General features: G+C 36.1%; 18 protein-coding genes, 4 tRNA genes and 1 pseudogene. All 23 read left to right on the forward strand.

The window, feature by feature from the left end; all coding sequences use genetic code 11:
• Positions 1-60: 60 nt before the first annotated feature.
• Positions 61-1,080: a YkvI family membrane protein gene (locus tag AC0L8O_RS22730; RefSeq protein WP_473445458.1), complete on the forward strand. Its 1,020-nt coding sequence runs from the start codon at positions 61-63 to the stop codon at positions 1,078-1,080.
• Between the two features lie 221 nt (positions 1,081-1,301).
• On the forward strand, positions 1,302-2,171 hold the full coding sequence (locus AC0L8O_RS22735; protein WP_473445460.1) for a mechanosensitive ion channel family protein: 870 nt from the start codon (positions 1,302-1,304) through the stop codon (positions 2,169-2,171).
• Between the two features lie 51 nt (positions 2,172-2,222).
• Entirely contained in the window at positions 2,223-2,393 is a 171-nt protein-coding gene (locus AC0L8O_RS22740; RefSeq protein ID WP_253958031.1) for a DUF951 domain-containing protein, read from the forward strand.
• A gap of 16 nt (positions 2,394-2,409) precedes the next feature.
• Positions 2,410-4,416 carry a molybdopterin-dependent oxidoreductase gene (locus tag AC0L8O_RS22745; protein ID WP_473445462.1) on the forward strand — a complete coding sequence of 669 codons (2,007 nt, stop codon included), beginning with the start codon at positions 2,410-2,412 and terminating at the stop codon, positions 4,414-4,416.
• A 496-nt stretch (positions 4,417-4,912) separates the two neighbouring features.
• Entirely contained in the window at positions 4,913-6,013 is a 1,101-nt protein-coding gene (gene ychF, locus AC0L8O_RS22750) for a redox-regulated ATPase YchF (RefSeq protein WP_078432193.1), read from the forward strand.
• Positions 6,014-6,131: 118 nt separating this feature from the next.
• Positions 6,132-6,419, forward strand: coding sequence for a 30S ribosomal protein S6 (gene rpsF / locus AC0L8O_RS22755; protein ID WP_078433485.1), 288 nt, complete (start codon positions 6,132-6,134; stop codon positions 6,417-6,419).
• 37 nt (positions 6,420-6,456) lie between these two features.
• Positions 6,457-6,975, forward strand: coding sequence for a single-stranded DNA-binding protein (ssb, locus tag AC0L8O_RS22760; RefSeq protein ID WP_473445464.1), 519 nt, complete (start codon positions 6,457-6,459; stop codon positions 6,973-6,975).
• A gap of 37 nt (positions 6,976-7,012) precedes the next feature.
• A complete protein-coding gene (gene rpsR / locus AC0L8O_RS22765; RefSeq protein WP_026561616.1) occupies positions 7,013-7,252 on the forward strand; it encodes a 30S ribosomal protein S18 in 240 nt (79 codons plus the stop codon).
• 181 nt (positions 7,253-7,433) lie between these two features.
• Complete coding sequence (locus AC0L8O_RS22770) at positions 7,434-8,369, forward strand: YybS family protein (protein ID WP_473445466.1); 936 nt, start codon at positions 7,434-7,436, stop codon at positions 8,367-8,369.
• A 38-nt stretch (positions 8,370-8,407) separates the two neighbouring features.
• On the forward strand, positions 8,408-10,381 hold the full coding sequence (locus AC0L8O_RS22775; RefSeq protein WP_473445468.1) for a DHH family phosphoesterase: 1,974 nt from the start codon (positions 8,408-8,410) through the stop codon (positions 10,379-10,381).
• Positions 10,378-10,824, forward strand: coding sequence for a 50S ribosomal protein L9 (rplI, locus tag AC0L8O_RS22780; RefSeq protein WP_473445470.1), 447 nt, complete (start codon positions 10,378-10,380; stop codon positions 10,822-10,824). The genes AC0L8O_RS22775 and rplI overlap by 4 nt, the downstream gene beginning before the upstream one ends.
• Before the next feature lie 115 nt (positions 10,825-10,939).
• On the forward strand, positions 10,940-12,295 hold the full coding sequence (gene dnaB / locus AC0L8O_RS22785; protein ID WP_026561612.1) for a replicative DNA helicase: 1,356 nt from the start codon (positions 10,940-10,942) through the stop codon (positions 12,293-12,295).
• Positions 12,296-12,664: 369 nt separating this feature from the next.
• On the forward strand, positions 12,665-13,951 hold the full coding sequence (locus AC0L8O_RS22790) for an adenylosuccinate synthase (protein ID WP_473445472.1): 1,287 nt from the start codon (positions 12,665-12,667) through the stop codon (positions 13,949-13,951).
• A 284-nt stretch (positions 13,952-14,235) separates the two neighbouring features.
• Positions 14,236-14,311: transfer RNA gene (locus AC0L8O_RS22795), tRNA-Lys, on the forward strand.
• A 20-nt stretch (positions 14,312-14,331) separates the two neighbouring features.
• Positions 14,332-14,406 (forward strand) — tRNA-Glu (locus AC0L8O_RS22800).
• Positions 14,407-14,432: 26 nt separating this feature from the next.
• A tRNA-Asp gene (locus AC0L8O_RS22805) sits at positions 14,433-14,509 on the forward strand.
• Between the two features lie 185 nt (positions 14,510-14,694).
• A tRNA-Phe gene (locus AC0L8O_RS22810) sits at positions 14,695-14,767 on the forward strand.
• Between the two features lie 256 nt (positions 14,768-15,023).
• The gene (locus tag AC0L8O_RS22815) at positions 15,024-16,472 is read left to right on the forward strand and encodes a peptidoglycan DD-metalloendopeptidase family protein (RefSeq protein WP_473445474.1); all 1,449 of its coding nucleotides are present in this window, start codon (positions 15,024-15,026) and stop codon (positions 16,470-16,472) included.
• A 248-nt stretch (positions 16,473-16,720) separates the two neighbouring features.
• The gene (gene yycF, locus AC0L8O_RS22820) at positions 16,721-17,428 is read left to right on the forward strand and encodes a response regulator YycF (protein ID WP_473445476.1); all 708 of its coding nucleotides are present in this window, start codon (positions 16,721-16,723) and stop codon (positions 17,426-17,428) included.
• 4 nt (positions 17,429-17,432) lie between these two features.
• Complete coding sequence (walK, locus tag AC0L8O_RS22825) at positions 17,433-19,256, forward strand: cell wall metabolism sensor histidine kinase WalK (RefSeq protein ID WP_473445478.1); 1,824 nt, start codon at positions 17,433-17,435, stop codon at positions 19,254-19,256.
• The gene (locus AC0L8O_RS22830) at positions 19,253-20,596 is read left to right on the forward strand and encodes a YycH family regulatory protein (RefSeq protein WP_473445480.1); all 1,344 of its coding nucleotides are present in this window, start codon (positions 19,253-19,255) and stop codon (positions 20,594-20,596) included. Before walK ends, AC0L8O_RS22830 begins: the two co-directional genes overlap by 4 nt.
• Positions 20,583-21,404, forward strand: a complete 822-nt coding sequence (locus AC0L8O_RS22835) for a two-component system regulatory protein YycI (protein ID WP_473445482.1) — start codon at positions 20,583-20,585, stop codon at positions 21,402-21,404. Before AC0L8O_RS22830 ends, AC0L8O_RS22835 begins: the two co-directional genes overlap by 14 nt.
• Before the next feature lie 20 nt (positions 21,405-21,424).
• Positions 21,425-22,218, forward strand: a pseudogene (locus AC0L8O_RS22840) (MBL fold metallo-hydrolase).
• Positions 22,219-22,235 lie beyond the last annotated feature (17 nt).

A 22,235-nucleotide genomic window follows, 5' to 3' on the forward strand; every position in this document is an offset into this window, starting at 1 on the left:
GAGAAATGTTCGATTCTATACATGTTCGTTTTAATTAGGACAACCATATGAGGTGAGAAAATGAGGTCAGGTATTAAATGGATGTTTCTAATCTTAGGAACAATCATTGGTGCAGGATATGCATCTGGGAGGGAATTATGGGAGTTTTTCGGCTTTGAAAGTGGACTGGCAATTGTCATTTTTACTGTTATTTTTATCATTGCTGTCTACGTAATTATGAAAATTAGTTATGAAGAAAAATCCAGCCATTTCTTTCCGATTTTAGAAAGGTTAATAGGTAAAAAGCTTTCTTATGTGTACGATGTACTCATCGTATTGTATTTGTTTACAACAACGATTGTTATGATTGCAGGAGGAGGGGCCACACTTGAAGCCTTTTCAATTCCTTACTGGATTGGAATTGCTGTTTTCGCCATGTTACTCATTCTTCTGTTTGTTGGAAGCACAAATGGAATTATTAAGCTGAATGCTATTGTGATTCCATTGCTTGTATTTGGGCTCTTTTATTCATTATTATCCTTTAATATTTCCCATCATCATTCATGGGTTCTTGATTTAAATAAACAATACAATTGGCCTGCAGCATTTACCTTTACAGCCTTGAATATTTTACCACTTATTGCTGTATTATCTGCAGTTGGGAAAGAAATGAAGGGGTTGAAGGAAGCGAAGATTGCGAGCATAGGAAGCGGGGTTGTATTAGGAGCTATTTCCTTTGTTTATAATGAAACATTAGTGCAAATGTCTGACTATCTGGCAGAATATGAAATACCTCTTTTTGCTATCTTAAAAGGATCTCCTTTTGCATTCTTCCTGTTTATGTCCATTATGCTATGGCTTGCCATCTATACAACTGCTGTTTCAGGTATATTTGGACTTGCTTCACGACTTAAGGATCTAATGAAAATGCCCTTTTGGATTATGGCGGCCATTTTAGTTATCATTATGCTTCCATTTACTCGGTTTGGTTTTGCAAATTTGGTGGCTATTTTATATCCTTTATATGGTTTAATCAATCTATATTTGCTTGTAACGATTTTGCTTTATCCGATTTTAAGTCGATATCGAACACGTGAATAGGTAAAATAGGTTTTTCATGATAGACTATGTCTGAAATTACTTTCAGAAATCCCCCTTTTTATTAAATGAAGTCAAGAGATTACGACATAATTCCCTTCTATACATACGAATATATATAATTACGAAATTTAGCAATTTTTCGTGCAAATTCACGTAGGATATGGAGTATAATTGGCTATGAAAATGGCTATTTAAGTTTAAAAATAAAAAGGGTGATTTTATTGAAGTTACTAGAAAATTTGTGGAATCAAATGGTAGATTATATAACAAATATAGAGTTATGGATAACACTAGGACAAAGTTTTTTGAAAATTTGTTTGATATTCATTATTGCTTCTGTTTTTATTCGAATTGGAAAAATTGCGATAAGTAAGATCTTTTTATTTCGCGGAAAATCACCACTTCGAATATCAGAAAGAAGAGAAAATACACTAGCAAAGCTACTTGAAAATATTCTCACTTATGTTGTGTACTTTATTGCCATTATCATGATTTTAGAAACAGTAGGTATTAAAATAGGACCTCTACTAGCCGGTGCAGGAATTTTAGGTTTAGCAGTAGGATTTGGTGCACAAAATTTAGTCCGAGATATTATAACTGGATTTTTTATCATTTTTGAAGATCAATTTTCAGTAGGAGATTTCATTCGTGTATCTTCCTTTGAGGGAACGGTTGAAGAAATAGGGTTACGTACAACAAAAGTAAAGAGTTGGACAGGTGAAGTGCATATCTTGCCTAATGGTAACATAACTGAAGTAACAAATTTCTCTATTCATAACAGCGTTGCTTTTGTTGATATTAGTATTGCCTATGAAAGTGATATTTCCGAAGCGGAACGTGTGATTCAGGAATTATTATTGGAAATACAAGATAAGTATGAAGATATTGTTAGTCCCCCTGAATTATTAGGTGTTCAAAACCTAGGTGCTTCTGAAGTGATCCTTCGCGTAACATGTGAAGTTGAACCTATGAAACATTTTCATATTTCAAGAATGCTTAGAAAAGATATTAAGACAAGATTAGATGAAAGAGGTATTGAGATTCCTTATCCTCGTATCGTTATGTATAACAGAAAAGAAGAAGTCAGTTAAGGAGGAGGCATTAAATTGGATAAAGAATTTGGTTTAAATGATATTGTTGAAATGAAAAAACAGCATCCATGTGGAACAAATGAGTGGAAAATTATTAGAATGGGAATGGATGTACGGATTAAATGCCAAGGCTGTGATCATAGTGTACTCATTCCTCGCAGGGAGTTTTCTAGAAAATTAAAAAAAGTATTGGTTCGAAATGAGGAAACAAACGAATTGTAAGTGGGGATGAGCAAATATGAAACAAGTATTTAAGTCATCATGTCCCTTAAATTGCTGGGATAGCTGTGGTTTTGAAGTAACAGTTGAGAACGGAAAAGTAGTGAAGGTTGAAGGAGATAAAGATCATCCAATTACTCAAGGTAAGATTTGTGGAAGAGGACGGATGCTAGAAACGAAGACAAATTCAAAAAAGAGATTAACTGTTCCTTTAAAAAAGGTTGATGGCCATTTTAAAGAAATCTCCTGGAAGCAGGCTCTTGATGAGATTGCTGAAAAAATGAGCGATATTAAGGAATTATATGGACCTACTGCAGTTTTGCATAGTCATGATTATGCAAATAATGGCCTATTAAAAAATCTAGATAAAAGATTCTTTAATTGCTTTGGAGGAGCAACTCATTTAGTTGGTAGTATTTGCTGGGGATCTGGTATTGAAGCTCAAACTTGGGACTTCGGTAGCTCGGATAGTCATGCTCCGGATGATATTCTCCATAGCCAACATATTGTTATTTGGGGAAGAAATGTAGCAAGAACGAATATGCATTTGTTTCAAAAGCTCCAAGAAGCAAAAAGACAAGGAGCAACAATTACTGTTATAGATCCCATTTATAATGCAACAGCAAAAATTTCTGATCATTATATTTCAATTAGACCAGGTATGGACGGTCTAGTAGCTATAGGTATTATGAAAGTACTTATTCAGGAAAATAATGAAGATACAAATTTTATTGAAAACTATACTGTAGGATACAACGACTTACTTGAGTTGTTAAATCAATTCACGATTGATGAAATTTGTTCAAAGGCAGAGATTACTTTATCAGAAATTGAATATTTAGCTTCCATTTTTGCAAATGGGCCAACCTCAACATTCCTGGGACTTGGGATGCAGCGTTATGCGAACGGTGGAAATACAATCCGTTTAATTGATGCATTAGTTGCCATGAGCGGAAACGTTGGAGTTCGAGGTGGTGGAGCCAACTTCGGCAATATTCAGGTTGGGAAGAGCTTTAATATGAATGCTCTTGCTTTAAATGATAAAAAAACGGAATCCAGAACTTTTACAATGATGGAACAAGCTGATGGAATATTGAAATCAATTGATCCAATGATCAAAATGATTATTGTGACATGTGGAAATCCGATTGCTCAGGTTCCTGACTCAACAAAAATCATTAAAGCATTTCAGTCAGTTGAAACTGTTGTAGTGATTGATCATTTTTTAACAGATACAGCTGAGATGGCTGATTATGTATTACCTGCTACAACTGTTTTTGAAGAAGAAGATATCTATTATGCATCTATGTATCATCATTATGTAAATTATGGAGAAAAACTGGTAGAACCTCCAGGTCAGGCAAAGTCAGATTTATGGATATGGACACAGCTGGCAGAACGATTAGGGTTTGGTAAGGAATTTTCCTATACAAGAGACGAGTTTCTGAAAATGGGAATGATGGGGCTTGAGTCAGAAGGTATTACACTTAATAAGCTTAAAGAGGAAAAAAGACTTCCATTACCTGTTAACCATACACCATGGGATAATATGGAATTTTTGACGCCAAGCGGGAAATTTGAGTTTACGTCAGAGTTAGGATCTATAAAAGGATTTGTAGGTAAACCCCAATATCTATTCCCTGTTGAATCAGGACATACAAACCCTGCACTAGCAGAGAAATATCCTTATCAGTTACTATCGATTCATCCATTACGCTCAAATCATTCGCAGCATTATGTGTTAATTGAAGCTATGCAATCAGTGAAAATTGAAGTATCAGAGGATATTGCAATTGAAAAGCAATTAGCTGAAGGAGACAAGGTGAGAATTCATAATAGCCGTGGAGAATTAAACGGTACAGTCAAAATTATGAAAAAAGCACATCCTAAAACAATAAATGTTGATGAAGGATTATGGCATAAGTTCGGTGGTTCAGTTAACCTTCTCACACCTGACCGTGTATCAGATAATGGACAAGGAAGTACTTTATATGACTGTTTAGTAGGGTTGGAAAAAGTAGATTGATTTTTTTATAAAGAGCTGCAATGGCTCTTTTTTAATATCTTTTTTAAAAGTATAATTTTCAAACAGCTCACTGACTGCCCTACGGAAAGCGAGTATAAATGGAGCTTTTAATCAAACTATTTTGAAGGTACTAATTACAAAAACATGTTTTTTCCAGTATGTTTTCGCAGAGGTTAAAACACTATTTTAACTCTATAGTGGGATGGAGCGGAAGACAATCGACTCCTGCGGGAAATGAGGAAAGGCTGAGACCCCGCAGGCGAAGCCGAGGAGGCTCAGCTTCCTCCCCTCGCATGGAGTGACTGCAGCGCAATGGAACAGACTAATTCTTAACCTCTAACTGCATTGAAAAGAACAAAGTACGTGAAAACAGCCTTTTCTAAAACAGTGTTATTTAACATGTAAGCTTGTATTTTAAGCATTTACTATCTATAATTGTTGAAGATTGATTGAAAACGGACAAATTTCTTTGTTTTATGATAGAGGAGTGGGAAAAATGGCATTAACAGCTGGAATTGTAGGTCTACCTAACGTAGGAAAATCTACATTATTTAACGCAATTACACAAGCTGGAGCAGAATCAGCAAACTATCCATTCTGTACAATAGATCCAAATGTAGGAATTGTAGAAGTTCCTGATGAACGTTTACAGAAATTAACGGAACTTGTAAAGCCGAAAAAAACAATTCCAACTGCATTTGAATTTACTGATATTGCAGGGATTGTTAAAGGTGCAAGTAAAGGTGAAGGCTTAGGGAATAAATTCCTTTCACATATTCGACAAGTAGATGCGATTTGCCATGTTGTGCGGTGTTTTGCAGATGACAATATTACACATGTATCAGGTAAGGTAGATCCAATTTCGGATATTGAAACAATCAATTTAGAATTGATTTTAGCTGACCTCGAAACAGTTGATAAGCGTATTGATCGCGTTGCTAAATTGGCGAAGCAAAAGGAAAAAACAGCTGTATTTGAACATGAAATTTTGGTGAAGCTGAAAGAAGCATTTGAAAGTGAAAAGCCTGCACGTGCAGTTGAATTTAATGAAGAACAACTTAAATATGTGAAGCAACTGCATCTTTTAACAATTAAACCAATTCTTTATGTGGCAAATGTTAGTGAAGAGGAAGTAGCAGATCCTTCAAACAATGAATATGTCAAACAAGTACGCGAATTTGCTGCTGCTGAAAATGCAGAAGTAATCGTTGTGTGTGCAAAAATCGAATCAGAAATTGTTGAACTTGAGGGCGAAGAAAAAGAAATGTTCTTAGAGGAACTTGGTATAGAAGAATCCGGGTTAGACCAATTGATTAAAGCTTCTTATCAGCTTCTTGGACTAGCTACTTATTTTACTGCTGGAGAACAAGAGGTTCGTGCTTGGACATTTAAAAAAGGAATGAAAGCTCCTCAGTGTGCAGGCATCATTCATACTGATTTTGAGAGAGGGTTCATTCGTGCTGAAACAGTCTCTTATGAGGATTTACTAGCAGCCAAAACAATGGGAGCAGCGCGTGAAGCAGGAAAGGTTCGTTTGGAAGGAAAAGAATATATTGTTCAAGATGGAGATGTCATTCACTTCCGTTTCAATGTTTAATTTGCTAACTTGCGTGTTTCGAACCTTTTTGTTATAATACCTAATTGTGAGTAATTTATTTATTTAATTGCTCCTTGCCCAGTTGTGGGCCGTTTAGACCAAAAGGAGGTGTAAGATGATGAGAAAGTACGAAGTTATGTACATCATCCGCCCAAACATTGAAGATGAAGCTAAGAAAGCTTTAGTAGAGCGTTTCAACAACGTTTTATCTGAGAATGGTGCGGAAGTAGCAGAAGCGAAAGAGTGGGGCAAACGTCGCCTAGCATACGAAATCAATGATTTCCGTGATGGTTACTATATGCTTCTTCAAGTTAACTCTGAAGCTGCAGCTGTTCAAGAATTCGATCGTTTAGCGAAAATCAGCGAAGATATCATTCGCCATATCGTAATTAAAAAAGAAGACTAATCGTGATAGATAAGATATACAAAAAAGGATGGTTCTGATGTTGAATCGAGTTGTACTAGTTGGAAGACTAACAAAAGATCCAGATCTGCGTTACACACCAAGCGGAGTAGCTGTTGCTACCTTCACGCTAGCTGTAAACCGTACGTTTACAAACCAACAAGGTGAGAGAGAAGCAGATTTTCTTAACTGCGTGATTTGGCGAAAACAGGCTGAAAATGTAGCGAACTTCTTAAAAAAGGGAAGCTTAGCAGGTGTTGACGGTAAATTGCAATCGCGTAGTTATGAAGATCAAACTGGAAAACGTGTTTATGTAACAGAAGTTGTTGCAGAAAGTGTCCAATTCCTTGAGCCTAGAGGAGCAAGTGGTGGAGGAAATAACAACAATAACTTCAACAATAATAACTTTGGTGGGTACCAAGGTGGTAATTCTGGCAATCAAAATCCATTCGGTTCAGATCAAAATCAGCGTAATCAAGGTCGTACAAGCTTTGATGACGATCCATTTGCAAATGATGGAAAACCTATTGATATATCTGACGATGACTTACCGTTTTAATAGATAAACATTTAAAATAGAAGGGAGGAAATTGATCATGGCAGGCGGACGTAAAGGTGGACGTGCAAAACGTCGTAAAGTGTGTTTCTTCACATCTAACGGAATCACACACATCGATTATAAAGATGTAGATTTACTTAAAAAGTTCGTATCTGAGCGTGGTAAAATCTTACCTCGTCGTGTAACAGGTACTAGCGCTAAATACCAACGCAAATTGACTGTAGCAATCAAACGTGCTCGTCAAATGGCTTTATTACCATATGTTGCTGGTGAATAAATGAATGAGAAGCACAGAGATGGATTAATTCCTATCTGTGCTTTTTTCGTCATTAAATACCGCATTTTTAAAGAAATTTTAGGGTAAGATTTAGTAAAGACATGTTACATAGTAAGGATTTGTTTAGATGGTTGATCTAGGCGCTTGCGCCTTTCTTAGATGATTTTAAAGAGGTGTCATTGTGAAAAAGGCTCATGTTTTAACAGAAGGAGCTGTATTATTAGCACTTTATTTAGTTCTAATGCTTTTTGCAAGATACGTCCCTATTATTGGGACGATTGTTCTGTTTGTTTTGCCATTGCCTTTTATCATTTTTACATTAAGGCATGGTATTCGACTTACGTTTCTGCTCATTTTTGCAGGAAGTATTCTATCGATTTTGTTTGGCTCTATATTTAGCGTGATAATAGCTATTACGTTTGGTTTAAGTGGTGTCATAATGGGCTATTTCTATAAGCGTAAGCAAACGATTGGGGTTCTGGTTGGGGGAAGCTTAGCTTATACATTTAGCATAATTGTTGCCTATATTGGTACCAAGCTATTTATGAATATTGATATTATCCAGGATTCAATGAGTCTCCTTGAACAATCTATTCAACAATCAAAAAATATTTTGGAGTCATTTAAGGCAGAAGACCAAATCAGTGCACAGTTTGCTCAATTAGAAGAGGGATTGGAATTAATGGTTCATTTAGTTCCTACAATGTTTGTGACAATTGGAATGATTTCAGCTGTTATTACTCATTTGCTTGCTATGCCAATATTAAAGAGACTGAGGTTTGATCTTGCTCCATTAAAACCTTTTCGCGATTGGAAACTGCCGCAAAGTATTGTATGGTATTATTTAATTGTTTCTATTTTGCTAATGGTGAATCAAGATACAGAAACCTTCTATTTTACTGCTATAATCAACCTTTATTTTATCTTGCAATTTTTTGTTATTATGCAAGGATTCTCATTTATTTTTTATTATTCATATGTAAAGGGATGGTCAAAGGCTGTGCCAATTTCGGTTTTAATCGGCTCATTTCTTATTCCAATACTCCTTTATCTTATAAGAATCTTAGGTATAATTGATTTAGGGTTTCCTCTCCGTGGTAAATTATCAAAAAAATAGGTTTTTATTCACTGTTGCGAGGAGTTGATGAAAACAGCATGCCAAGTTTTTATGAAAAACCATTAATCCGTTATCCTATTTATGCATTGATTGGCGTAACAGTGATAGCAGTACTTTTTTTATGTTTTTATAATTGGATCCTTGGATCTATTTTATTGGTTATTCTAGCCACTGTCCTTTATTTTATTAAAAGAGCTCTTTCAGATTTTAAAGCTGAGATGGAGGAGTACATAACAACGCTTTCATACCGACTGAAAAAAGTGGGCGAAGAAGCATTAATGGAAATGCCAATTGGAATTATGCTTTTTAATGATCAATTTCAAATTGAATGGTCGAATCCCTTTATGACGTCTTGTTTTGATGAGGATACTCTTGTTGGCAGGTCACTCTTTGATCTTGCCGATTCTTTAGTTCCGTTGATCAAACAAGAAGTTGAGTCAGATACAATCGCATTGTATGACAGGGAATTTAGGGTGATCATTAAAAGAGAAGAGCGTTTAATTTATTTCTTTGATGTTACTGAGCAAATCGAGATTGAAAAGCAATATGAAGATGAACGAACAGCTTTAGCATTTATATTCCTGGATAATTATGATGAGGTTACTCAAGGGATGGATGATCAAACAAGAAGTGCTATAAATAGTGAGGTAACATCACTATTAAATAAATGGGCAAAGGATTACGGTGTCTTTCTTAAAAGAACCTCTTCTGAAAGATTTATCGGAGTATTAAACGAAGATATTTTAACAAAATTAATGAAAACAAAGTTCTCAATATTAGACGAAGTACGTGAAAAAACGACAATCAATAATGTTTCGCTAACATTAAGTATTGGAGTAGGCTCTGGTGTATCTTCTTTGCAAGAGCTTGGTGACTTAGCCCAATCAAGTCTAGACCTTGCATTAGGGCGTGGAGGAGACCAGGTAGCCATCAAGCAGCAAAATGGAAAGGTGAAGTTCTTTGGTGGGAAAACAAATCCAATGGAGAAGCGGACCAGAGTTCGTGCACGGGTGATTTCCCATGCTTTAAAGGAAATTGTGATTGAAAGTGATAAAGTAATGATTATGGGCCACAAATATCCTGATATGGATGCAATTGGTTCGGCTATTGGAATCTTGAAGGTTTCACAAGTAAATGAAAAAGAAGGATTTATTATTTTAGATCCGGATGCACTTGATTCAGGTGTAGAACAATTATTTGCTGAGGTAAAATTACATCCGGAACTATGGTCAAGGTTTATTACTCCGGAACAGGCACTGGAAATCATGACAGATGATACACTTTTAATTGTGGTAGATACTCATAAACCATCATTAGTTATTGATGAAAGAGTATTATCAAGAAGTGAGCATGTCATTGTCATTGATCACCATAGGCGGGGAGAAGAGTTTATAAAGGATCCAATTCTTGTCTATATGGAGCCTTACGCTTCTTCTACAGCTGAGTTAGTAACAGAACTATTGGAATATCAACCGAAGCATTTAAAAGTAAATATGATTGAAGCAACAGCTCTATTGGCGGGTATTATTGTAGATACCAAAAGCTTTACACTTCGCACCGGCTCCCGCACATTTGACGCAGCTTCCTATTTAAGAGCAAAAGGTGCTGACACAGTATTAGTACAAAAATTCTTAAAAGAAGACATTACAAGTTATGTAAAGCGTGCTAAGCTTATTCAGAATTCCTCTATTTTTAAAGAAGGAATTGCTATAACAGTTGCGGATGATGATGACTTTTATGAGCAAGTAACGATCGCACAAGCTGCAGATACGTTACTAACAATGAATGGTGTTGAAGCTTCATTTGTTATAGCGAAACGTAATGAGGAAATTATAAGTATTAGTGCAAGATCATTGGGAGATGTAAATGTTCAAATCATTATGGAAGCTCTTGATGGCGGTGGACATTTAACAAATGCAGCAACTCAAATGCAGCAAACGACGTTACAAGAAGCAGAAAATAGATTAAAATTAACATTAGAAGACTATCTAGAAGGAGGAACAAAATCATGAAGGTAATCTTTTTAAAAGATGTTAAAGGTAAAGGGAAAAAAGGCGAAGTAAAAAATGTTGCTGACGGCTATGCACATAATTTCTTAATCAAGCAAGGCCTTGCAGTAGAAGCAACAAACGCAAGTATTAGTTCATTAAATGCTCAAAAGAAAAAAGTAGAGCAGGAAGCGATAGAAGAACTGGAACAAATGCAGCAACTAAAGGTTGATCTTGAAAAAATAACGGTTGAAATCCAAGCGAAATCAGGTGAAGGCGGTCGTTTATTCGGTTCTGTAACAAGCAAGCAAATTGCTGATGAGCTGAAGAAAACCCATAGTATTAAACTTGATAAACGGAAACTAGATTTACCAGATGGTATTCGTGCACTTGGGTTTACAAATGTCCCTGCTAAGCTTCATCCTGAAGTAAGTGCAACGATCAAAGTCCATGTAAAAGAACAGTAAGTAAATGTTGGTAATGGTTGTGGTTTGGTGGAAAGAGTGAAATTTGTCTTGAAGCGGAGCCACTTTTTTTATCCTTAGTAATAGATTACTATAAACTTAAAGGACGGTGATCATCATTAACGAGTTACTTGGTGATCGTATTCCACCACAAAATATAGAAGCAGAACAGGCTGTTTTAGGAGCTATTTTCCTACAACCATCCTCTCTTACTTTAGCATCAGAGCTATTAATTCCTGATGATTTTTATCGTGCTGCCCATCAGAAAATATATAATGCAATGCTTGAGCTTTCAGACAAAGGTGAGCCGGTAGATTTAGTGACGGTAACTTCTGAATTAGCTGATGTAAATTTACTAGAAGAAGTAGGTGGAGTTTCCTATCTAAGTGATTTGGCAAACTCAGCACCAACAGCTGCAAATATAGAGTACTACGGAAAAATCGTTGAGGAAAAATCAATTTTAAGAAGACTGATTCGTACAGCTACTACCATTGCACAGGATGGATATAGCAGAGAAGATGAGGTTGAAGTCTTACTCAGTGAAGCCGAAAAGACAATTATGGAGGTTGCACAGCGAAAAAACGCCGGTGCCTTTCAAAACATTAAAGATGTACTAGTACAAACCTATGATAATATTGAAACCCTTCATGACCGAAAAGGTGATGTTACAGGTATTCCAACAGGGTTTATAGAATTAGATAGAATGACAGCCGGGTTTCAGCGAAACGATCTCATTATTGTAGCGGCTCGTCCATCTGTTGGTAAAACAGCCTTTGCTTTGAATATTGCTCAAAATGTAGCAACAAAGACAGATGAAAATGTAGCCATATTCAGTCTTGAGATGGGTGCAGATCAGCTTGTGATGAGGATGTTATGTGCAGAAGGAAATATTGATGCACAGAGATTAAGAACAGGATCTTTAACACCGGAAGACTGGGGTAAGCTTACAATGGCAATGGGAAGTCTCTCTGACTCTGGGATCTATATTGATGATACACCTGGTATTCGAGTTGGTGATATTCGTGCTAAATGTCGTAGACTAAAGCAGGAAAGTGGACTTGGAATGGTCTTAATTGACTATCTTCAATTGATTCAAGGAAACGGCCGTACAGATAACCGTCAACAAGAGGTATCAGAAATTTCCCGTTCACTTAAAGAGTTAGCTCGTGAATTAAAAGTGCCTGTTATTGCATTATCACAGTTATCGCGTGGAGTTGAGCAACGTCAGGATAAACGTCCGATGATGTCTGATATTCGTGAATCAGGAAGTATTGAGCAGGATGCTGATATTGTTGCCTTCCTGTATCGTGATGACTACTATGATAAAGAATCCGAAAACAAAAATATTATTGAAATCATTATTGCAAAGCAACGTAATGGTCCGGTTGGTACATGTTCGTTAGCATTTGTAAAAGAATATAATAAGTTCGTTAATTTGGAACGGCGATTTGATGATGAAGGTGTTCCAGCGTAAAAGGAGATTGCATAGAGCGATCTCCTTTTTTGTATACAGAAAAGAAAGTAATAGTTGTGTACTTAGTGTAGGTATCAAGCTTTCTTAGCGTTAGATTGCACAAGAGGTTGCGCTCTTCTTATATAACAACCATTGAAAATGATAATAACTCAAGTTTTCCTAATGTATTTATATTTAATTGGAAACACTAGGCTTGGGTTTAAAAAACATTTTAAAAAACAGAGTAGAAAGATTCTTCTATATATATGTTGTATTTACGAACAAATATGGTAACTTTCTTTAATATTGTTCGTATTTACATTGACTTTCAATTCTGTGATTGTTAAAATATACATGTTTGAATAGTGCGAAATTACGGAGGTGCACGGAATGTCTTCAGTAGTAGTTGTTGGAACTCAATGGGGAGATGAAGGTAAAGGAAAGATTACAGATTTCCTTTCTGAAAATGCAGAGGTTATTGCTCGTTACCAAGGTGGTAACAATGCAGGTCATACGATTAAATTTGATGGAGAAACATACAAGCTTCATTTGATTCCATCAGGGATTTTTTATAAAGATAAAATTAGCGTAATTGGAAACGGAATGGTTGTTGATCCAAAGGCACTTGTAAAAGAACTTGCTTATTTACATGAACGTGGAGTCACAACAGATAATTTACGCATCAGCAATCGTGCTCATGTCATTCTGCCATACCATCTAAAATTAGATGAGGTAGAGGAAGAGCGTAAAGGTGCTAATAAGATTGGAACAACAAAAAAGGGAATCGGTCCGGCGTATATGGATAAAGCGGCTCGTGTTGGAATTCGTATTTCTGATTTATTAGAGCGTGATGTATTTGAAGAAAAACTTTCAAGAGCTCTTCAAGAGAAAAATCGCCTGTTAGAAAAATTCTATGAAGTAGAAGGTTTTACAGTTGAAGAAATCCTGGATGAATATTATGAATATGGTCAACAGTTTAAGAAATATGTTGTAGATACTTCAGTAGTTCTAAACGATGCTTTAGATGAAGGACGTCGTGTTCTATTTGAAGGTGCACAAGGAGTTATGCTGGATATTGACCAAGGTACATATCCATTTGTTACATCATCAAATCCAGTTGCCGGAGGAGTAACAATCGGTTCTGGTGTTGGACCAACAAAAATCAATCATGTTGTAGGTGTGTCAAAAGCATATACTACTCGTGTAGGAGATGGTCCATTCCCTACAGAGCTTAATGATGAGATTGGTCATCAAATTCGTGAAGTTGGTCGTGAATATGGAACAACAACTGGACGCCCACGCCGTGTAGGCTGGTTTGATAGTGTTGTTGTCCGCCATGCAAGACGTGTGAGTGGATTGACAGATCTTTCACTAAACTCTATTGATGTGTTAACAGGTATTGAAACATTAAAAATCTGTGTTGCCTATAAATATAAAGGTGAAACAATCAACGAGTATCCTGCAAGCTTAAAAGTCTTAGCAGAATGTGAACCAGTATATGAGGAATTACCAGGCTGGACAGAGGATATTACAGGTGTACGTAACCTAAGTGAATTACCTGAAAATGCTAGACATTATGTTGAACGTATTTCTCAACTTACAGGAATTCCATTATCTATCTTTTCTGTTGGACCAGATCGTTCACAAACAAACGTTATTCGCAGCGTGTATAGCTAAGTATAGTGGGAGGGATATGTGTCCCTCCTCTTTTTATTTTTATAAAAAAATAATTTTTATAAAAAATATGTTGTAAAGTAGTTTAGATGATGTTATGATAGATCACGTCCTGTTAGGAAACAACTCATTATGAAATGAGCCATTAGCTCAGTTGGTAGAGCACGATCGAGTAAACTGCGAAGCGGTACATCAGCGCACAAATCGAGCTGCATCTTGACTAAACTTCCCGAGATTTGGGTATCTAAAACAAGAAAAAAACAAAGTAATACATCTCATTATAAAATGAGCCATTAGCTCAGTTGGTAGAGCATCTGACTTTTAATCAGAGGGTCGAAGGTTCGAGTCCTTCATGGCTCACCATTGTTTTTTAAAAAAACAGTGGCCCATTGGTCAAGCGGTTAAGACACCGCCCTTTCACGGCGGTAACACGGGTTCGAATCCCGTATGGGTCACCATTATTTAAATCTAACATATAGAAATTGGTCCGGTAGTTCAGTTGGTTAGAATGCCTGCCTGTCACGCAGGAGGTCGCGGGTTCGAGTCCCGTCCGGACCGCCATTTATATATTTAGCTAGAAGATTACATATGATTATAAAGTAAATTATTGAGTAAAAGGGTTTCGATAAGCGAAAAGATCAAGGAAGCGAATGAGTGAACACCGGAGCGTATGTGAATACGTGAGGATGTGAAGGAATGAGCTGACGCAGAGATTTGAAGCTTAGCGGAAGCCGTAAACTATATATGGCTCGGTAGCTCAGTTGGTAGAGCAATGGACTGAAAATCCATGTGTCGGCGGTTCGATTCCGTCCCGAGCCACTCAAAAGACATGAATCTAAAGATTCATGTCTTTTCTTTTGAAAAATGCTAGTATGCCATGATACGACAATAGAACCAAAAATTGTATCCAATAATACAGTAGTATTACAATTTCATGAAAAAACCGTACGATTAAAGATTCTGTGTTAAATTAGTAAAGGGTAAAATGACGTGAATTTTGTCGGTATTTAAGAGTAAATTCGGAGTAGTAGGCATTTAAACGTGCTTTACTTAATAGATTTAGGAGGAAATACCATTGTTTAAACGTTCTATTAGAGCGCTGGATGAAGGAAAAGGAAAACCAGTAAAAAAGCGTTCACCTTTTAAAAAGCTTACTATGGGTATGGTTTTAGCGGCAACCTTAATCTTTGGGGTGCATGCTCAAGCTGAAGATTCTTTAGTATCTGTTTACCATATCTATCATGAGGGTAAGTATATGGGGACAGTTGATAATCAAGATGTTATAGAAGAGTTTAGTAAATCAAAAATTAATAAAGTAATAGATAAATATAAAGATTTTCAACTAACAATCGAAGATATTGAGATCATTCCAGAAAAAATGTTTCGACCTGTTTTTAATAATGCAGAAGTTGTGGAGAATTTGGAAAAAGAGCTTGATGTTGTAGTGGAAGGGACTGTCTTGAGCATCAATGGTCAAGAAGTCGCAGCGTTTCAAGATCATTCTAATGCCGAGAAGGTGTTAGAAGAATATAAACAGAAATTTGTTTCAAACGATGTTTTAGATGAATTAGCTTCACGTCAAGTGAATCAACCGTTACCTGCACTTGAAGAGGGACAATCCCGCATTACCGAGGTTTCATTTACAGAAGATGTTACAATGGAAACCAAAAAAGTATTACCTGATAAGATTATGACGTCTGAGCAAGGATTAAATCTTCTAGAAAAAGGAACCCCTGTTGACAAGAAATATGAGGTGCAGGAGAATGATGTTCTTGGAGAAATTGCATCTAAACATGATCTTTCTCTTGAAGAGCTATTAGTACTTAATCCTGAAATTAAAGCAGACTCGGTTATTAAACCAGGTGAATTTTTAAATGTAACTGAGTTACAGCCATTTGTAATGGTTCAAGTGAAAGAGGAAGTTTCAAAGAAAGAAACAATTGCTTATAAAACTGAAATAAAAGAAGATGACTCCATGCCTAAGGGAGAAAAGAAAGTTTCTCAAGAAGGTGAAAATGGAGAAAGCTTGGTTCATTATAGTATGACAAAACAAAATGGTTCTGAGATTAAACAAGATGTAGTATCTGAAAAAGTACTAAAGGAACCAGTGAACGAAATTATTATAAAAGGTACGAAGATCATTCCTTCAAGAGGAACCGGTGATCTGGCATGGCCGGCAGTAGGGGGGTATATTTCCAGTGGACTTGGACAGCGATGGGGCAAGCTACATAAGGGAATTGACATAGCTAGACCTAGTGATCGTACAATAAAAGCTGCAGATAACGGGACGGTTATATCAGCAGGATATAATGGCGGTTATGGAAATAAAGTTGTCATTGACCATAACAACGGAATGAAAACTGTTTATGCACATTTGAGCTCAATCTCTGTCAGTGTTGGACAAGTTGTATCACAAGGACAGAAGCTGGGTGTGATGGGGTCAACGGGAAATTCGACAGGAATTCACCTTCACTTTGAAGTTCATGAAGATGGAAACCTCAAAAATCCTCAAGACTATTTATAATAAAATGATAGAAAGGGTCTGACATACTTACTATTTAGGTCAGTCCCTTTTTTCTATTTAAGTTATTATTATTTTTATACCACAGGTAAACCTATAGTAAACTAAATATAGAAGGGAATCTTTGAAAAAGATGATTCTATTCTTTGAACATGGTACATTTAAATAGATGTGATGATCACATATCCTTAATACCTCGAAATCAAACGTAAAACAAATATATCGAACATATAAACTAAAGGGGCGAGAATATGGAAAAGAAGATATTAGTTGTAGATGATGAAAAACCGATTGCAGATATTTTACAATTTAACCTTAAAAAAGAGGGTTATGCAGTCTACTGTGCATATGATGGAAATCAGGCAATAGAAATGGTTGAAGAAATAAATCCTGATCTTATCTTACTGGACATTATGCTACCAAACAAAGATGGAATGGAAGTCTGTCGAGAAGTGAGAAAAAAACATGAAATGCCAATCATTATGTTAACCGCAAAGGATTCTGAGATTGATAAAGTACTCGGTCTGGAATTAGGTGCTGATGATTATGTAACAAAGCCATTTAGCACGCGGGAATTATTGGCTAGAGTAAAAGCAAACTTACGTAGACAGCAAGCAAATGATTCAAATGAAGCAAAAGGTGCATCAAATGAAATTTCAATTGGATCACTTGTTATTCATCCTGATGCTTATGTTGTATCAAAAAGAGGAGACACAATTGAATTAACACATCGTGAATTTGAGTTGCTCCATTATCTCGCACAACATATTGGGCAGGTTATGACACGTGAGCATCTATTACAAACAGTATGGGGCTATGATTACTTTGGTGATGTAAGAACAGTCGATGTCACTGTTCGACGCTTAAGGGAAAAAATCGAAGATAATCCGAGCCATCCGACCTGGATCGTAACTAGACGTGGAGTAGGCTATTACTTAAAGCAATCAGAACAGGATTAAAGACATGAAAAGAGTAAGGTTTTTTCAATCTATTCATTTTAAGTTTGTTACTGTTTATGTACTCCTAATCATGTTAGCCATGCAAATTATTGGTGTTTATTTTGTGAAAGAATTGGAAACATCGTTAAAAACCAACTTCGAGACTTCTCTAACTAAACGAGTTAGCCTGTTGGTTTATAATATCGAACAGGAAATGTCGCGAGACCCTAAAGAGTACACAGATGGAAAGACCGTTAACAGTGAAATTATGTCAATTTTTCGGGACTTCCTCACTGAGGAGATCAGAGAGGTTCGTGTAATTGATATAAACAAAACGGTTATTGCCACATCTAGTAGTAATCAGGATGTTGTAGGGAAGAAAACAACAGAAGAGTCTGTTCGTCGTGCATTGGTTGGACTTGATTATACTGGCCTTGCCTACCATAACGAGACAAACAGCCGTGTTCGGATTATTACGGTCCCTGTGAACCATAATAACCAAACAATTGGTGCAGTATATGTTATGGCCTCGATGGAAGAAGTCTTTACACAAATGAGTATTATAAACAAAATACTAGCGACAGGTACTGTGATTTCATTAGCAATTACTGCAGCACTGGGTATATTTTTGGCAAGAACGATTACTAGACCAATGTCTGATATGAGAAAGCAGGCCATCGAGTTAGCCAATGGTAATTTCTCGAGGAAAGTAAAAGTATATGGAGAAGATGAGATTGGCCAACTTGCGATTACTTTTAACTATTTAACAGAAAAGCTTGAAGATGCACAAGCAACAACAGAAGGGGAACGAAAGAAACTAGCGTCTGTAATAGCTCATATGACTGATGGTGTTATCGCAACAAATCGTGAGGGGCGAGTTATCCTAATTAATAATCCTGCATTAGAAATGCTAAATGTTTCACGTGGAACGGTACAGCAAGCTACAATTACTGAGCTCCTGGGAATCAGTGATGAGTATACATTCGAGAGCTTAATTGAGGAGCAAGAATCACTTGTGTTGGATACAGGAACAGATGAACGCCCGTTTATTTTACGAGTTAGCTTTTCTGTTATTCAAAAAGAGATGGGTAAAACAGATGGTTTAATTGCCGTTTTGTATGATATTACAGAACAAGAGAAGATTGATCAGGAAAGAAGAGAATTTGTTGCCAATGTATCTCATGAGCTGCGTACTCCTCTTACAACCATGAGAAGTTATTTAGACGCATTAGCAGATGGTGCATGGAAGGATCAAGAGATTGCACCACAGTTTTTACATGTGACCCAAACAGAGACCGAGCGAATGATTCGTCTAGTCAATGATTTATTACAGTTATCAAAGCTTGATCGAACAGATTATCAATTAACAAAAGACTGGATTAATTTTACGGATTTCTTCCAGAAAATTATTGATCGATTTGAGATGACAATATCTCAACACGTAACATTTATTCGAAATATCCCAAAAGAACCTCTTTATGTTGAGATAGATACAGATAAAATTACTCAAGTGCTAGATAATATCATTTCTAACGCATTGAAGTACTCACCAGAAGGCGGAAAGGTAACCTTCACCATTGATATACTGCCATCAGAAATCCAAATTCGTGTTAGAGATGAAGGTGTAGGAATTCCAAAGGATAGTGTAAATAAAATCTTTGATCGTTTCTATCGGGTTGATAAGGCCCGAACTCGTAAGCTGGGTGGAACAGGCTTAGGTTTAGCAATTGCCAAAGAAATGGTTCAAGCACATGGAGGAGATATATGGGCACAAAGTAAGGAAGGTTCAGGAACAACTGTATTCTTTACTCTGCCATACAATCCGGAACAAGAGGATGAGTGGGAATGAATAAAGAGTCAATAAAAAGTGTGCTATTAACAATATTAGTTGCTGTTAGTTTATTTTTTACATGGAATTTATGGAATTCACAGCCGCCTTTTGAAGAACTTCAAAATAATAGTTTTGTTGAAAGTGTGCCTCTTAGTAATCAGGAACGAGAGCTATATCAGGTCATAAAACCAAATAAGTTATTTCTGCATACATCTCAGCAACATTATAGTACGTTTGATAATCAATATGTAAATAATCTCTGGTCGGAAATGCAAAAATGGGATTATAGTTTAAGTAGTGACCGGATTTCCCGTACCTTTACAAAGGAAGACTTTACAAGTTGGGTACATGGGAATGATGAAGCTAAAATAGAACTTCGATTTCTTGATGTGATCCCCTTTGAAACCTTTGCAACAATGTTTAAGTGGGAGACAGAATCAACTTTGGATCTTTCATTTGATCGAATCTATTTAAATGTTCCACAGGAAAAGGAAGTCCAAAAGGTATATTTTGTATCAAGCAATACGCAAAAAATTGTTGAGACTTCTGTTAATCTTACAGATGCTAATGAATTTGTCGCAGAAATTTATAATCAAAGGGATGAATTATCTCCATTCTTTGCTTATGGTGAAGAAGGAAATGTTGAGATTTTATTACCTGAGAATGAAGTGAGGGTCGATAGCTTCGAATATGTAACAGATGAAATTGATGGCTCTGCTTTTAAAAATGCATTATTTAGTAATCCTCAAAATGTAAAACAAGATGTCAATTCTTTAAAAAATCGCTATACAGATAGCTGGAGGGAGCTAAATCTTCATTCAAGCAGGCATATGGTCGAATTCGTCAATCCTACACTGAGAGATACAAGCTTTCTTGAAAGCAGTGCTCTCGTCAGCCAAAGTATTGATTATTTAAATGATCATGGTGGTTGGACAGATGATTATGTTTTATATAAGATAAATGAACTGAATCAAGAAATTAAATATATTATGTCTATCCAATCCATTCCTGTATTTGAATCAGATGAGGAATTTTTCGGACCAACGATTATCTCTCAACAATGGAGTCAAAATGAGATATCTATTTATAAACGTCCATCTTATCAACTTATGAAAAACATTCCAACCAATAATTACACGATAACATTAATGTCGGGGCATGAATTAGTTAATACACTCTCCCACGACCCATCCATTGATATAAAGGAAATTAGAGATATGTATATCATGTATGAACTGGGAGGAGAAACTGATCAACGGTTTGTGAAAATTACTCCATATTGGTGTGTAGAATTGCAAGATGGACGAGTTCTAAAAATAGACAGCCAGCAAAGGGGTGATAAAAGTGGATTGGAGTAAAACAAAGACCATTTTTATCCTTGCCTTTCTTATCTTAGATATCTATTTAGCAATGGAATTCTTTGAGCTGCAAGATAAATCTGACTATACGATTATACAGGAGGCAACAATTGAGGAAAGACTGGATGCAGAGGGAATTGAATACCCTGATGACTTACCCGATGATATTAAAAATAGCTTTTATATTACAGCAAAGAGTAAGGATTTTACAATAGAAGAAGTAGCAAAACTGAAAGGACAAACAATTAATCTTCCTAATTCAAATTTTGAAGAAGATCAATCATTTCGAACATTGACTATGTTATTAGATAAGCCTTTTCCATTGCCAGATGTAAACACAGAGAGTAAAATCACACAATTCCTGAAAGATAATATTATTTCTGGTGAGCTTTATCATTATTGGTATACAGATGAAGAAATGAATTCTATAATATGTATTCAGAGTTATAATAATCGAACTATTTTTCAATCAGAAGATGATCATATCGGAATGGTCGTTTTGCATCTTAACGAAGATAACGAAATTATTAGCTATGAGCAATCCATGTTAGAACAAATAAAAGAAGTAGAAGAGAAAGAAGCAGCTATCACTGCTTTAAAGGCAATCGAAGCTTTATATAATAAAAATTATTTACCTCCAAATAGTAAAGTAGTAAAGATAGAGTATGGATACTATACCCACAGCCCTCTTTCTAATCAACAAATATTAGCGCCGACCTGGCATCTTATAGTCGAAAAAGAAGATGAAGAGAGAGAAGATTACTATGTGAACGCATTGGAAGGGAAAGTTTTACAGTTAACGGAATAGGGAATAGAGGAGTGACGAATATGAGCTTGCAGTTTAGTGTACTTGCGAGCGGAAGTACGGGGAATGCAATTTATGTTGAAGCAAATGATCAAGCATTTTTAGTTGATGCTGGATTAAGCGGAAAACAAATGACAAACTTATTTGAGCAAATCGGTCGAGATATAAAAAATCTTTCAGGTATTCTGGTTACACATGAACATAGTGATCATATTAAAGGATTAGGTGTGCTAGCTAGAAAACACAAGCTTCCGATTTATGCAAATGAAAAAACATGGCAAGCGATGAATGGATTAATTGGAGAAATTTCAACTGATCAAAAATTTGTTTTCCAGACTGGTTCAGTGAAAACATTTGGTTCATTGGATATAGAATCATTTGGTGTTTCACATGATGCAGCAGAGCCAATGTTTTTTGCTTTTCATCATGAGGGAAAAAGCTTGCATTAATCACAGACACAGGCTATGTTAGTGATAAAATGAAGGGCACGATCCGCAATGCGGATGCCTTTGTTTTTGAGAGCAATCATGATGTTTCAATGCTTCAAATGGGTCACTACCCTTGGAGCATTAAACGACGCATTTTAAGTGATGTGGGACATGTGTCAAATGAGGATGCAGCAATAGCCATGATGGATGTAATCGGAGATTCAACAAAACGAATTTATTTAGCTCATCTAAGTAAAGATAACAACATGAAGGATTTAGCGAGAATGTCTGTTGAGCAAACATTAGCCGGTAAAGGCTTTATCACCGGCGAGCAGTTTGACTTATATGATACAGACCCATCGACCCCAACCTCGCTTGTAGCAATTTAAATTTTAGTAAATCGCAA

The organism is Metabacillus sp. KJ11-3 (assembly GCF_055808295.1).

Excerpts from the sequence above, each read along its gene's own strand:
- ychF (WP_078432193.1), top strand. The coding sequence starts at position 4,913 with ATGGCATTAACAGCTGGAATTGTAGGTCTACCTAACGTAGGAAAATCT.
- rpsR (WP_026561616.1), top strand. The coding sequence starts at position 7,013 with ATGGCAGGCGGACGTAAAGGTGGACGTGCAAAACGTCGTAAAGTGTGT.
- AC0L8O_RS22745 (WP_473445462.1), top strand. The coding sequence starts at position 2,410 with ATGAAACAAGTATTTAAGTCATCATGTCCCTTAAATTGCTGGGATAGC.
- rplI (WP_473445470.1), top strand. The coding sequence starts at position 10,378 with ATGAAGGTAATCTTTTTAAAAGATGTTAAAGGTAAAGGGAAAAAAGGC.
- AC0L8O_RS22790 (WP_473445472.1), top strand. The coding sequence starts at position 12,665 with ATGTCTTCAGTAGTAGTTGTTGGAACTCAATGGGGAGATGAAGGTAAA.
- yycF (WP_473445476.1), top strand. The coding sequence starts at position 16,721 with ATGGAAAAGAAGATATTAGTTGTAGATGATGAAAAACCGATTGCAGAT.
- walK (WP_473445478.1), top strand. The coding sequence starts at position 17,433 with ATGAAAAGAGTAAGGTTTTTTCAATCTATTCATTTTAAGTTTGTTACT.
- rpsF (WP_078433485.1), top strand. The coding sequence starts at position 6,132 with ATGAGAAAGTACGAAGTTATGTACATCATCCGCCCAAACATTGAAGAT.
- AC0L8O_RS22730 (WP_473445458.1), top strand. The coding sequence starts at position 61 with ATGAGGTCAGGTATTAAATGGATGTTTCTAATCTTAGGAACAATCATT.
- AC0L8O_RS22740 (WP_253958031.1), top strand. The coding sequence starts at position 2,223 with ATGAAAAAACAGCATCCATGTGGAACAAATGAGTGGAAAATTATTAGA.
- AC0L8O_RS22775 (WP_473445468.1), top strand. The coding sequence starts at position 8,408 with ATGCCAAGTTTTTATGAAAAACCATTAATCCGTTATCCTATTTATGCA.
- AC0L8O_RS22830 (WP_473445480.1), top strand. The coding sequence starts at position 19,253 with ATGAATAAAGAGTCAATAAAAAGTGTGCTATTAACAATATTAGTTGCT.
- ssb (WP_473445464.1), top strand. The coding sequence starts at position 6,457 with ATGTTGAATCGAGTTGTACTAGTTGGAAGACTAACAAAAGATCCAGAT.